The sequence below is a fragment of the Sphingomonas zeicaulis genome, from assembly GCF_050433225.1.
Classification (GTDB): domain Bacteria; phylum Pseudomonadota; class Alphaproteobacteria; order Sphingomonadales; family Sphingomonadaceae; genus Sphingomonas_D; species Sphingomonas_D zeicaulis.
Genome location: NZ_JBNPXQ010000003.1, coordinates 62573 through 75075, shown reverse-complemented (window position 1 = coordinate 75075; position 12503 = coordinate 62573). Strand labels below are relative to the sequence as shown.

At 66.7% G+C, this 12503-nt stretch carries 15 protein-coding genes; 7 read left to right on the top strand and 8 right to left on the bottom strand.

Annotation, left to right across the window (positions count from 1 at the left end; genetic code table 11):
- Positions 1-6: 6 nt before the first annotated feature.
- Both FHS96_RS13170 and FHS96_RS13165 read right to left on the bottom strand, forming a co-directional pair.
- Positions 7-138 (bottom strand): aa3-type cytochrome c oxidase subunit IV, encoded by a 132-nt coding sequence (locus FHS96_RS13170; RefSeq protein WP_429591984.1) that lies wholly within the window; start codon positions 136-138, stop codon positions 7-9.
- A gap of 72 nt (positions 139-210) precedes the next feature.
- Positions 211-744, bottom strand: coding sequence for a DUF2306 domain-containing protein (locus FHS96_RS13165; protein WP_429591981.1), 534 nt, complete (start codon positions 742-744; stop codon positions 211-213).
- 172 nt (positions 745-916) lie between these two features.
- Between FHS96_RS13165 and FHS96_RS13160 the strand changes: the two genes are divergently transcribed.
- The gene (locus FHS96_RS13160) at positions 917-1735 is read left to right on the top strand and encodes a LytTR family DNA-binding domain-containing protein (RefSeq protein ID WP_429591978.1); all 819 of its coding nucleotides are present in this window, start codon (positions 917-919) and stop codon (positions 1733-1735) included.
- 9 nt (positions 1736-1744) lie between these two features.
- On the opposite strand, the gene folP is transcribed toward FHS96_RS13160, so the two are convergent.
- Positions 1745-2818 carry a dihydropteroate synthase gene (folP, locus tag FHS96_RS13155; RefSeq protein ID WP_429591975.1) on the bottom strand — a complete coding sequence of 358 codons (1074 nt, stop codon included), beginning with the start codon at positions 2816-2818 and terminating at the stop codon, positions 1745-1747.
- A gap of 52 nt (positions 2819-2870) precedes the next feature.
- The gene (locus tag FHS96_RS13150; protein ID WP_429591972.1) at positions 2871-3989 is read right to left on the bottom strand and encodes a site-specific DNA-methyltransferase; all 1119 of its coding nucleotides are present in this window, start codon (positions 3987-3989) and stop codon (positions 2871-2873) included.
- Between the two features lie 251 nt (positions 3990-4240).
- On the opposite strand from FHS96_RS13150, the gene FHS96_RS13145 reads away from it, so the two are divergent.
- Positions 4241-4675 (top strand): GNAT family N-acetyltransferase, encoded by a 435-nt coding sequence (locus FHS96_RS13145; protein WP_429591969.1) that lies wholly within the window; start codon positions 4241-4243, stop codon positions 4673-4675.
- Positions 4676-4727: 52 nt separating this feature from the next.
- Here the strand turns inward: FHS96_RS13145 and rnhB are convergent, their stop codons facing one another.
- Positions 4728-5321 (bottom strand): ribonuclease HII, encoded by a 594-nt coding sequence (gene rnhB, locus FHS96_RS13140; RefSeq protein ID WP_429591966.1) that lies wholly within the window; start codon positions 5319-5321, stop codon positions 4728-4730.
- A 107-nt stretch (positions 5322-5428) separates the two neighbouring features.
- On the opposite strand from rnhB, the gene FHS96_RS13135 reads away from it, so the two are divergent.
- Entirely contained in the window at positions 5429-6067 is a 639-nt protein-coding gene (locus FHS96_RS13135; protein ID WP_429591964.1) for an SGNH/GDSL hydrolase family protein, read from the top strand.
- On the opposite strand, the gene thiD is transcribed toward FHS96_RS13135, so the two are convergent.
- Complete coding sequence (gene thiD, locus FHS96_RS13130) at positions 6068-6877, bottom strand: bifunctional hydroxymethylpyrimidine kinase/phosphomethylpyrimidine kinase (RefSeq protein WP_429591961.1); 810 nt, start codon at positions 6875-6877, stop codon at positions 6068-6070.
- A complete protein-coding gene (glmM, locus tag FHS96_RS13125) occupies positions 6877-8217 on the bottom strand; it encodes a phosphoglucosamine mutase (protein WP_429591958.1) in 1341 nt (446 codons plus the stop codon). Before glmM ends, thiD begins: the two co-directional genes overlap by 1 nt.
- Before the next feature lie 266 nt (positions 8218-8483).
- On the opposite strand from glmM, the gene FHS96_RS13120 reads away from it, so the two are divergent.
- Entirely contained in the window at positions 8484-8765 is a 282-nt protein-coding gene (locus FHS96_RS13120) for an NAD(P) transhydrogenase subunit alpha part 2 (RefSeq protein WP_429591956.1), read from the top strand.
- A 72-nt stretch (positions 8766-8837) separates the two neighbouring features.
- Positions 8838-10253 carry an NAD(P)(+) transhydrogenase (Re/Si-specific) subunit beta gene (locus FHS96_RS13115; protein WP_429591953.1) on the top strand — a complete coding sequence of 472 codons (1416 nt, stop codon included), beginning with the start codon at positions 8838-8840 and terminating at the stop codon, positions 10251-10253.
- Between the two features lie 35 nt (positions 10254-10288).
- Here the strand turns inward: FHS96_RS13115 and FHS96_RS13110 are convergent, their stop codons facing one another.
- The gene (locus FHS96_RS13110) at positions 10289-10858 is read right to left on the bottom strand and encodes a hemerythrin domain-containing protein (protein WP_429591951.1); all 570 of its coding nucleotides are present in this window, start codon (positions 10856-10858) and stop codon (positions 10289-10291) included.
- 31 nt (positions 10859-10889) lie between these two features.
- Here FHS96_RS13110 and FHS96_RS13105 point away from each other — a divergent pair, with 31 nt between their 5' ends.
- Positions 10890-11879: a MarR family winged helix-turn-helix transcriptional regulator gene (locus tag FHS96_RS13105; protein ID WP_429591949.1), complete on the top strand. Its 990-nt coding sequence runs from the start codon at positions 10890-10892 to the stop codon at positions 11877-11879.
- Positions 11880-12191: 312 nt separating this feature from the next.
- Positions 12192-12497: a hypothetical protein gene (locus tag FHS96_RS13100; RefSeq protein ID WP_429591946.1), complete on the top strand. Its 306-nt coding sequence runs from the start codon at positions 12192-12194 to the stop codon at positions 12495-12497.
- The last annotated feature ends 6 nt before the right edge of the window (positions 12498-12503 follow it).

The window sequence follows — 12503 nt, the reverse complement described above, 5'->3', positions numbered from 1 at the left end:
TCGCGCTCAGCTCGCGATCAGGGCGATGACGACGGCAGCGACGATCACCGCCGCCGCGGTGCCCCATTTCACCATCACCATGAAGCCGTCATAGGTCTGCCGGTGCTGGGCGAAGTCGCCGCTGTTCTCGCTTGCCATATCCACCCCTGCGCTTGTGATTCGAGCCCTGCTTAATCGGCCCGCGCACGCCCCTCAACCCCTGTGAACGGCTCAGCCCACCAGCCACTGCCACAGCAGGCGGCCGGGGAGGAAGGCGAACAGCCCCGGCAGCAGCAGGCCGAACAGGAAAAGGCCGACCAGATGGCGCTTGTGCGCGTCGATCCGGCCCTGCCGCGCGGCCGAAATCGCGCGGACCATGGTGACGATGGCGAGCGGCACGAACAGATGGATGAAGCTGAAATTGCCGCCGTTCATATGGCGGATGAACAGGGCCGAGAGCGCCGTCACCAGCATCAGCAGCATCCAGATCTTGCCGAGCAGGCGGTGGCGGGCGTCGCCCTTGCGGGTGAGCAGCACATAGAGGCCCAGCGGCACCGCCGGCAGCACCGCCGTGATATGGATGACGACCGCGATCTCTTTCGCCTCCGCCGGGGTCGGCGCGAAGCCGGCCAACCCCTTGCCCACCGCGATTGTGGCCAACGCCGTCAGCACGATCGCCACGCCGATCGCGAGACGGCGTTGGGTGGCGGAAACGTCGCTGAACGCGTTGGCGCGGGCAGGGGTGGGGGCGGTGCGGCTGGTCATCATCGATCTCCTGTGAGGTGTCGATGGCCAAGCTGGCGCCTTCCCGTTTACCGGCAATCGAAGCTGCGCCGGCGGGCCGGGTGCTTCGCGAAACGCGCGCATTTCCGGGCCTTTGCCATTTCGCGAAGCGCGAACGGGCAGTAGGGGAAGGGGGCGGGACATGAGGGGGCCGATGCCGGACGCACGCAGACTGACGATCGATCTTGGCGTGATGCTGGCGCTGGCCCTCGCGCTCGCGCTTCTCGGCCCGTTCGGCATGTATGCGGTGCCATTTGCCGCGCGGCTGATCTATTGGCTGCTGCTCGCGCTGCCAGGCTATGCGCTGTTCATGCCAGCGATGGTGCTGGCGACGCGCGCCGCGGCCCGGCTCGACCTGCCGGTACAGGCGCTGTGGGCCGCCGCCTGCGCGCTCGCCGCGCTGCCGATGACGCTGATTATCTGGTGCGCCAATTTCGCGTTGGGGCTGCCTTTCGCCTGGCCGAGCCTGGAGCAACTGGCTGGCACCTACACCCATGTGCTGATCGTGGCGGGCATTGCCTGCACCCTCTTCTGGTTCGGCTCCGCCGCGCGCCGTGCTGCGATGGCGCGGAGGGCGCAACCGGAGGCGGTGGCGCCGGAATTGCCGCTCCCCGAACTGCCAGCACCCGAACCTTCGGCACCCAAACGTCCTACCAGCGAGCCGCGCCTGCTCGATCGCCTCCCGCCGCATCTCGGGCGCGACCTGATCGCGCTGGAGATGGAGGATCATTATGTCCGCGCGCACACCCCGAAAGGATCCTCATTGCTGTTGATGCGGATGCGCGATGCGGTGGCCGAGCTGGACGGGATCGAGGGCGCGCAGGTCCATCGAAGCTGGTGGGTGGCACGCGGCGCGGTCGAGGATGTCCGCCGCGATGGCCGCAACTATCGGCTGCTGCTTGCCGGCGGCATCGAGGCGCCGGTGGCGCGCAGCATGGTCACGCCGCTGCAGAATCTCGGCTGGCTGAGCTGAACGTAGCGATCAGGCGCCGCCGCGCCACACCCGCAGCGCCTGCACCGTCTCGAACGCGTCATGCACACGCAGCAGTTGCGCGCCGAGCGCCGCGCCCTTCAGCGCCAGCGCGATCGATCCGCCGAGGCGGCGGTCGGCGGCGGCCTCACCGGCGAGCGCGCCGATCAGCCGCTTGCGGCTCGCACCCAGCAGCACCGGGCAGCCGAGGCCGTGGAACAGCGCGAGGCCATCGATCAACGCCATATTCTCATGCGGGGCCTTGCCGAAACCGATGCCGGGATCGACGATGATGCGGTCGCGCGGCACGCCCGCCGCCTCGACAGCCGCGACGCGCGCGTTCAGCCAGTCATAGACCTCGATCAACGTGTCGCCGTAGCGGGCGTTGCCGTGCGGATCCTGCGGAGTACCGGGAAAATGCATCAGCGCCACCGGGCAGCCCGCAGTGACGACAACCTCCAGCGCGCGGTCGTCATAAAGCAGCGCGGCGACATCGTTGACCAGCCCCGCGCCCGCCGCCAGCGCGGCTTCCATAACCGCGGCCTTGCGCGTGTCGATCGAGATCGCGGCGCCCGTGGCGGCCAGTCGCTCGATCAGCGGTGCCGTGCGTGCGATCTCGTCGGCGTCGGAAATGGTCTCGGCGCCTGGGCGGGTGGATTCACCGCCGACGTCGATGAGCGCAGCGCCCGCCGCGACCATCGCCATGCCCGATGCCGCCGCGGCGCCGGCATCGCCGATATGGCGGCCGCCATCGGAAAAGCTGTCCGGCGTCATGTTGAGGATCGCCATCACCTGTGGCGCATCCATCGCCACGGTCGCGCCGCGCATCTCAATCGGCGCGCGCGCCGCGAGCAGGCGGCAACGCATCTTCGCCGCCGCCATCGCCTGCGCATCGGGCAGCGAGGCGATGGCATCGTCGATGGCGGCGACAGGCACCAGATCCTGCCGCGTGCGCCGGCCGTCGGTGACCGCGATCAACTCGTAGGCGGCGAAGTGCAGCGCGCCGCCCGCCAGCCGGTCGATCTGCGCGTCAGGCGCTGCGGGCGGATCGACGAAGGCGGTGGGGCGAAGATAGATCCGGGTCATCCGCCCGCCTTATCGCGGGCGACGGGGGCTGCCAAACCCCCGCCCGATCGGATCAGGGCTCGGTGCCGAGGAGGTAGCGCTGGCGCAGCGCGTCGATCGGGGTCAGTTTGCCGGCATCCTCAAAATGCCAGAAGGTCCAGCCATTGCATGAGGGCGCGCCCTGCAGCTTGGCGCCCAGCTTGTGGATCGATCCTTCCTCGCCCTCGGTCTGCAGCGATCCGTCCGCGCGGACGATCGCCTGCCAGCGGCGCTTCGCGTCGGACAACAGCGTGCCGGGCACCAGCATGCCGGTCTCCACGATCGTGCCGAACGGCACCTTGGGCGCCGCCTTGGGCGACATCATCGTCATCACCGCCGATTCATCCAGCGGCAGTGCCGCCTCGATGCGCTCGGACGCGACCTCGACATAGGTCGCCTCGCGCTCGATGCCGATAAAGCGGCGGCCGAGGCGCTTGGCGACGGCGCCGGTGGTGCCGGTGCCGAAGAAGGGATCGAGCACGACGTCGCCGGGCTTGGTGCAGGCCAGCAGGATGCGATAGAGCAGCGCCTCGGGCTTCTGCGTCGGGTGCGCCTTGGTGCCGCCTCGCTTGATGCGCTCCTGGCCGGAGCAGATCGGGAAGGACCAGTCCGAACGCATCTGCAGTTCGTCGTTCAGCGTCTTCATCGCCCGATAGTTGAAGGTGTAGCGCGATCCTTCGGACTTGGAGGCCCAGATCAGGGTCTCATGCGCGTTGGTGAAGCGCGTGCCCTTGAAATTGGGCATCGGGTTGGCCTTGCGCCACACGATGTCGTTGAGGATCCAGTACCCTTCATCCTGAACGGCAGCGCCGACGCGGAAGATGTTGTGATAGCTGCCGATCACCCAGATCGTGCCATTGTCCTTCAGGATGCGGCGGGCCTCCTTCAGCCACGCCTTGGTGAAGGCGTCATAGGCGGCATAGCTGTCGAACTTGTCCCAATCATCGTCGACCGCGTCGACCTGGCTGCCATCGGGGCGGTGCAGGTCGCCGCCGAGCTGCAGGTTGTAGGGCGGATCGGCGAAGATCATGTCGATCGAACGATCGGGCAGCGAGGCCATGGCGGCAATGCAATCGTCCATCAGGATGCGGTCGAGCGGCAATTCAACCGTCCGCTCCGTCTTCTGAACCCTGAGTTTGCCGATAACACCCATGAACTGCCGCCCCCTGTTTTGTTGCGGGCAGACCCTTTGGCGAGCCGGAGTCCGCGGTCAATACGGGGTTGGGGCACAGCGATTCCAAATAATCCGTTAACCACGGAGAACGTAAGGAGTCCGCCACGAAATATGGAGTCACCCGGAGTCGCGGCCGCCCCATCCCTTGTGGTGTGGGAAAAATGACTCAACTCGTCGCAAAAATGATCGGAGCGGGTTAAAGTCCCACCATGCGGATCATCGAAGACGATTTGACCGGACCCGAAATCGGCGCGCTGCTCGCCCGCCACTTCGCCAGCATGTTCGAACATTCGCCCCCCGAAAGCTGCCACGTGCTGCCGATCGACGGGCTGCGCGCGCCCGAAATCAGCTTCTGGTCGATCTGGGACGGGGATCGGCTGGCGGGCTGCGGCGCGCTCAAGCAGATCGATCCGACGCAGGGCGAGATCAAGTCGATGCGCACCGACGAGGCCTATCTGAAGCGCGGCGTGGGGGCGGCGATGCTGGTGCACATCATCGGTGTGGCACGGGCGCGGGGATACAAGCGGTTGAGCCTCGAGACGGGAACACCGGCGGCCTTCCTGCCGGCGCAACGGCTCTATGCGCGGCACGGCTTCGTGGAATGCGCGCCGTTCGGGGATTATGTGCTGGATCCGTTCAGCATGTTCATGAAGCTGGAATTGTAGGGAAGGGCGGAGCGGATCTCTGTTCTCGGCTCGGAAACCCGCACCAAACCCGTCAGAAAACCAGATGCGCCTGCGCCACGGGCGCGAAGGATCGCCGATGCAGCGGCGTCGGGCCCAGCCGGCGAAGCGCCTCCAGATGCACTGGCGCGCCATAGCCCTTGTTCGATGACCAGCCATAGCCCGGATAGTGCGCGTCGGCCTCCACCATCATCCGGTCGCGCGTCACCTTGGCGATGATCGAAGCGGCGGAGATGCTGGGTTCCAGCGCATCGCCGCCGACGATCGCGCGCGAACGCCAGCGCCAGTCGGGGCAGCGGTTGCCGTCCACCAGCACCTCGTCCACCTCGCGACCCAGCGCTTCGACCGCGCGGGTCATCGCCAGCATCGTCGCCCACAATATGTTGATCTCATCGATCTCCGCGACGGTCGCGATGCCGACGCCAACGACGCAATGCTCGCGGATCTGCACGAACAGAGCCTCGCGCCGCGCCGCCGTCAGCTTCTTGCTGTCGTCCAGCCCGACGATGCCCTGAGGGCAAAGCACCACCGCGGCGGCGACCACCGGCCCGGCGAGCGGGCCTCGCCCCGCCTCGTCAACGCCGGCAATGATCGCGCTGGATGTGCTGTGGGGGGAGGGGGCAGTCATGATTGTTGCTCCTAGCCGAGACGGGGCAGGCTTGTGAACCGGCTGGCATATCGGGGAGCGTTGTTGGCATCATCCGCAGTCGATAGAAGGGCCTGGTGAAAAGGGGCATGTGGTTCAGATGGGCGGCCGGGATCGCCGCGGTGGCGGCCGGCGCTGCATGGCTCGGCTATGACTACGGTCTGCGCAAGGGGCGCATAGGCACTGGACGCGGTGGCGTGCTCTGGGAACAATCGGCCAAGGTGCGCCCGGGCGGCGCGGTGGTGCTGGGCGACAGCAATGTCGAACTGCAGATCTTCGCCACATTGTGCGGAAAGCCGGTGTTGAACGCGGGCATTTCCGGAATCAGGACGGCCGCGCTGATCGAGCCCGCGCGAATGGTGATACGCCGGGCAGAGCCTGCGGTGACCATCGTTGCGGTGGGCGTCAACGACAGCGCGCGGCTGGTGGCCACCTCGCCCGCCGATTTCGCGCATGACTATGCGCGGCTGCTCGCCGCGGTAAAGCGCGGCGGCCGGCTGATCGTTGTCGGCATCCCGCCGATCGAGCCCGGCAAGCGGTGGGGCAGCGGGTTCGATGAGGCGCGGATCTCGGCGTTCAACGCCCTGCTCCCGAAGGTTGCGGCCGAGGGCGGCGCGACCTTCGTGCCGGCGCTCGGATCGACGACGGGGCTGACCTTTGACGGGCTGCACTTCAACGCTGCGGGGGATCGGGCATGGCAGGCGTCGATCGAGGCCGCCTGCCGCTGATCAGTCCAGCCGCGCCGCCTGCTGACCCATCGGGCCATGCCCCCGGCCCAGCCCCGGCGCGTTAAGCAGCGAAAGGCGCACGAACCGCCGCGCCCGCGCCACCGCGGCAGGCAGGGGGAGCCCTTCGGCGAGCCCGGTCGCGATCCCGCTCGCCAGCGTGCAGCCGGTGCCGTGGGTGTGGCGCGTGTCGATGCGCGGATCGGTGAAGTCGGTGCGGCCGCCATCGGGCAGGATCAGGATGTCGCGCACCGTATCGCCTTCGACATGCCCGCCCTTGGAGAGCACCGCAGTGCCGGTACGCCGGGCGAGCGCCAGCGCCGCCTCGGCCAGTTCGGCATGGTCGCCCGTGGGCAGGCCGGTCAGCGCGGTCAGTTCCGGGGCGTTGGGGGTGATCAGCGCGGCGCCGATCATCAGCCGCTCGAACGCGGCGATGGTGTCGGCATCCGCCAGCACCGAGCCGCTGGTCGCGATCATCACCGGATCGAAGACCACGGGCACGCCCGGCATCGCCGCGAGCCGGTCGGCGACTGCGGCGGCGGTCGCCGCCGAACCGATCATGCCGATCTTCACCGCATCGACGCCGATGTCGGACGCGCAGGCATCGATCTGCTCGATCACCATCGCGGTCGGGATCGGGTGGACGCCCGTTACCCCCAGCGTGTTCTGTGCGGTGATCGCGGTGATTGCGGTCATCGCGTGGCCGCCCAGCATCGTCACCGTCTTGATATCGGCCTGGATGCCGGCGCCGCCGCCCGAATCGGATCCGGCAACGATCAGCACGCGTGGCGTCGCGCCCGCTTCGCCGCCCATCAGGCGGCCGCCGCCTTCACCGCATCGCAGATCGAATCGACCACCGCCTCGACGGTCCCGGCATCGTCGCCCTCCGCCATCACCCGGATCACCGGTTCGGTGCCCGAGGGGCGGATGACCAGCCGGCCGGAGCCGTTCAGTTCGCGCTCGCCCGCCGCGATCGCCGCCTTCACGCTGTCCGCCTCCAGCGGCTTGCCGCCGGCAAAGCGCACATTCTTCAGCAGTTGCGGCACCGGATCGAACAGATGGAGCAACTCGCTTGCCGGCTTGCCGCTCTCGACCAGCGCGGCGAGCACCTGAAGGGCTGCGACCAGCCCGTCGCCGGTGGTGCCATGGTCCGCCAGGATGATGTGGCCCGATTGCTCGCCGCCGACATTGTAGCCGCCCTCACGCATCGCCTCGAGCACATAGCGGTCGCCGACCTTGGTGCGCGCCAGCGACAGGCCTTCGCCCGCGAAGAAGCGTTCGAGCCCCAGGTTGGACATCACCGTGGCGACCACGCCGCCGCCCTTGAGGCGCCCCGAGCGTGCCCAGCGCGATCCGATCAGCGCCATCAACTGATCGCCATCGACCACGCGGCCCTCATCATCGACCACGATCAGCCGGTCCGCATCGCCATCCAGCGCGATGCCGATCGCGGCGCCGCTGGCGACGACGGTTTCCTGCAAGGTCGCCGGCGCGGTCGATCCGACCCCGTCATTGATGTTGGTGCCGTTGGGGGTGACGCCGATCGAGACGACCTCGGCACCCAGTTCCCACAGCGCGGCGGGGGCCACCGAATAGGCGGCGCCGTTCGCGCAATCGACCACGATCTTGAGGCCGTCGAGCCGAAGATGCTGGGGAAAGCTGTTCTTGGCGGCGTGGATATAACGGCCGCGCGCATCCTCGATGCGGCGGGCACGGCCGATATCGGGGGAGGCGGCGAGCGGCGCCGGCGCCTCGATCAGCGCTTCCAGCGCCAGCTCATCCTCGTCGGACAGCTTGTAGCCGTCCGGCCCGAACAGTTTGATGCCATTGTCTGCGAAGGGATTGTGGCTGGCGGAGATCATCACGCCCAGATCGGCGCGCATCTCACGCGTCAGCATCGCGATCGCGGGCGTGGGCATCGGCCCCACCATCACCACGTCCATGCCGACCGCGGTGAAGCCCGCGACCATCGCCGATTCCATCATATAGCCGGAAAGGCGGGTGTCCTTGCCGATCACCACCCGGTGGCGATGCGCGCCGCGCCGGAAATGCGCGCCCGCCGCCATACCCACCTTCATCGCGATGTCCGGCGTCATCGGCGCGGTGTTGGTGCGCCCCCTGATGCCATCCGTACCGAAATATCTGCGCGTCATCTTTTGTCCCGAAGCAAGCCATGGCCCTTACACCCGGGGCGCCGCGAGGTGAAGCTGGTGGTGGCGGTGTGGCGGTTCGGGCACGCTGTGTTGCGCGGGAACCGCGCCCGACGCAGCATGCGATGCACGCTTTGGTTCGATTTGTCGCAGTCTGTTGCTGAAACCGGCTTGCGCCATCCCTCCAACGATGCGACGGGCTAACAGTAAGACCATGCGACAACAGCAATGGTGGATAACGATGTTGAGCCAATCAGGGGGAGGCTAAAGTGGACTTCATCTCGATCCTCTCGATTTTCGTGCTGGCCTGCTTCGTGGGCTATTATGTCGTGTGGTCGGTCACTCCGGCGCTGCACACGCCTTTGATGGCGGTGACCAACGCGATTTCCTCGGTCATCATCGTCGGCGCGCTGATCGCCAGCGCGGCCGCAGGATCGCCCACCGCCAAATGGCTGGGGCTGATCGCAGTGGTGTTCGCGAGCGTGAACATCTTCGGTGGCTTCGCCGTCACCGAACGGATGCTCGCCATGTACAAGAAGAAAGAGAAGTAAGCGGCGCTGCGGTGCCCGCCGGGCGCGCGTGAGCGCGCCGGATCACAGGACTGAACTGGGGGAAAACGTTCGATGCATGAGGCCGCACCTGTCAATCCCTGGGTGGCGCTTGCTTATCTCATCGCGGGGGTGTGCTTCATCCTAGCGTTGCGCGGGCTCTCCAGTCCGTCGACCAGCCGCCAGGGCAATCGCTATGGCATGATCGGCATGACGATTGCGATCGTCACCACCTTGGTGACGCACGAGATCGCCAGCCTGCCCGAAATCCTCGTCGCAATCGCGATCGGTGGCATCGTCGGCTTCGTCATCGCCCGGCGCATCGCGATGACCGCGATGCCGCAGCTTGTCGCCGCGTTCCACTCTCTGGTCGGGATGGCGGCAGTGCTCGTCGCAGCCGCGGCGTTCCTAAACCCACAGGCGTTCCACATCGCCGACAGCGCAGGCGTGATCTTCACCGTCAGCCGCATCGAGATGGGGCTGGGCATCGCGATCGGCGCGATTACCTTCTCGGGTTCGGTCATCGCCTTCCTCAAGCTCAACGGCAATATGAGCGGCGCGCCGATCATGCTGCCGGCGCGGCACGTCATCAATCTCGGCACGCTCGCCGCGATCCTGGGGCTGATCGGCTATTTCCTCACCGACCAGAGCCACTGGGTGTTCTGGACGATCACCGCACTCAGCTTCGTCATCGGTTTCCTGCTGATCATCCCGATCGGCGGCGCGGACATGCCGGTCGTCGTGTCGATGCTCAATTCCTATTCGGGCTGGGCGGCCGCGGCGATGGGCTTCACGCTCGGCAATTCCGCGATGATCATCACCGGCGCGCTGGTCGGCAGCTCGGGCGCGATCCTCAGCTACATTATGTGCCGCGCGATGAACCGCAGCTTCATCAGCGTGATCGCTGGCGGCTTCGGCACCGAGGCGGCGGCCTCGGGCGGCGGCGCGAAGGTCGATCGGCCGTGGAAGCGTGGTTCGGCCGAGGACGCCGCCTTCCTGATGCAGCAGGCCGAAAGCGTCATCATCGTGCCGGGTTACGGCATGGCGGTGGCACAGGCGCAGCACGCGCTGCGCGAGATGGGCGACCTGCTCAAGAAGGAAGGCGTTTCGGTCAAATATGCGATTCACCCGGTGGCGGGCCGCATGCCCGGCCATATGAACGTGCTGCTTGCCGAAGCGAACGTGCCCTATGACGAGGTGTTCGAGCTGGAGGACATCAACTCCGAATTCGCGCAGGCGGACGTTGCCTTCGTGATCGGCGCGAACGACGTCACCAATCCAGCGGCGAAGACCGACAAGACCTCACCGATCTACGGCATGCCGGTGCTCGACGTCGAAAAGGCCAAGACCGTGCTGTTCGTGAAGCGCTCGATGGGCGGTGTCGGCTATGCCGGCGTCGACAACGACGTGTTCTACATGGACAACACGATGATGCTGCTCGCCGACGCCAAGAAGATGGTCGAGGATATCGTCAAATCCATGGCGCACTGACGATGGCTTAAGGGTGGGAGAGGGGCAGCCGCCCCTCAACCGCGCCCGACGGTTTCCAGTTCCTCGGCCACCGCGTCGCCGGTCTTCTCTGCCTCGCCCTTCGTCGCGATCTCGTCATAAAGGGCCGCCTGGCGAGCGCGGAGTTTTTCGCCGAGCGCGTCGAGGTCGATCTTGCCGGCGGCGTGGGCCTCCTTGGCATCCTCGAACAGGTCCTCGTCCTCCTCGTCGATATGGTGGACGGTCTCTTCGCCCAGGACATGGACCTTGGACTTGTAGAGCTTTTCGGTCCCATCGAGATTCTCGAGCTCGGCGATGATCCGCTTGCCCGACTGGTGTTCGACGATGCCCTCGTCCACCTCTTCCTCGCCGATCACCGGCTTGAGCGCAGGGTAGAGGATCTCCTCCTCGATCGTCATATGCACCGCCAATCGCATGCACAATTCCTGTGCGATCGGCACCAGGGCTTCACCTTCGCTGGCTTCCGCCTTGTCGAAAAGCTCTCGGAAGACATGGTGTTCTTCCTTCAGCAGGCGGATCGCAGCGGGATCATCCTGCTTCAGGCGATGATCGCCCTGGCTGTTACGCTTGGCATAATCTCCGGACATTGCGATGCTCCTCAGGTTCGGCAGACGAACGATGGCAGGTGGCCTGAGGTTCCCGCCGGGCGCGGTGGCAGCGAGCCGAAGCGAGGTGGTGGTGGTGCGATACGACGAAGCTGGGGCCGATAGTGCGGAGACATGGGGCACGGGCGGTGTCGCGCTGCTGATCGTCGCCGATACGCAGGGGGCGGCGGTGCGTGCGGAGGTGGCGGCTGGGGCCGCGGGGGCGCGGGTCGTTGGCATCGTTGCGCCCCCCGAGGCGGAGGCTGCGCTGGCGGAGCGGCCCGGTATCGGCGCGGTGCTGATCGATCTCAGCAAGGATGACGGCGCGGTTCTCGACCGCCTGCTCGATCGCGTGGATGCGGGCGCGCGGGCTGGGGCGTTTGCCGCCGTCGTTGGTGTCGTGCCCGCGCTGCTCGATCCGGTGTTCGCGCGGGTCGGTGGGGGACCGGTCGAACTTCTCTGCAATCCGTCAGTGGCGGAGCACGCCGCGGCGCTGGGCATCGCGCTTTTCCGTCCGCGACGCAGCGGCGTCGCCGATGATGACGCCCGCGACGTCGCTCGCCTCAAGGCGCTGAGCGCGGAGGTGGCGCGCATCGCCGGCGCGCTTGCCGAGATGTCGGGTGACGCCATCGTCGATGGCTGGGGCGTTCCAGGCCCGACGGTGCCGGAATCCAACGTCGCTGCGCCGACGATCGGTGCCGCGACGATCCGCGCGATCATCCGCGAACGGCGGCTGCGTGAACGCTTCTTCGACGCGGCGATCTTTGGTGAACCCGCGTGGGACATGCTGCTCGACCTGATGGCGGCGCGAATCGAGGGCAAGCCGGTCTCGGTCTCCAGCCTGTGCATCGCTGCGGCCGTGCCGGCCACGACCGCGCTGCGCGCGATCGGCACGCTGACCGAAGCAGGGTTTTTCGAGCGTCGGCCTGATCCAGACGATGCGCGCCGCGTGCTGATAACGCTTACCGCGCGCGGCGCCGCGGCGATGTCTGCCTATCTAGAGCAGCTGCCGGATCGCAAGTGAAACGATACTGGTTACACGCCGCCTTTTTAGGTCGCTTCGTCGCGTGTTACCCCCGCTGCACTGTCACCCACCGCAATTATGCTGGTAGCTGTTAACCAAGCGGGATGATCAGATTGCCGGGTCTGATCGTGGCGGGCCCCCCACCGCGCGTCGATGAACCGATACCCCCCATCTGTTCGGTTCCCCCCGCTCCGGCATCTTTCCCTTCCTGTGCGGATGTCATATCCTGCATCAGGGGTTGCACGGATCACATGTGCTGCGGTGCAAAAACGGGTTGCATGGGAAGACGCGAACGCCCAAATGCGCGCAAATATGTCGAGCAAGCTCATTCTCGAGGGCATCGCCCGCCAGGTCTGCGTAACGGCCGTCTACAACAAGATGGCTGTCGTTCTGGCGCCTCACATCCTCTACACCAAGCATGGCGAACTCTATGTCGATGGTGTTACCTTGGAGCGCGACGGTCGGCCGCCGCGCGAACTGAAGCTCGGCGCCTTCAAGCTGACCGGCCTCAACGACCTCGCCATTTCCGATCGTGCGTTCGAGCCGCAGTCCTTGTTCAATCCCGCCGAGCCCCGCTATGAGGGCACGACGCTGTTCGCGGTGAACGTCGCGGCCTGACGGCCG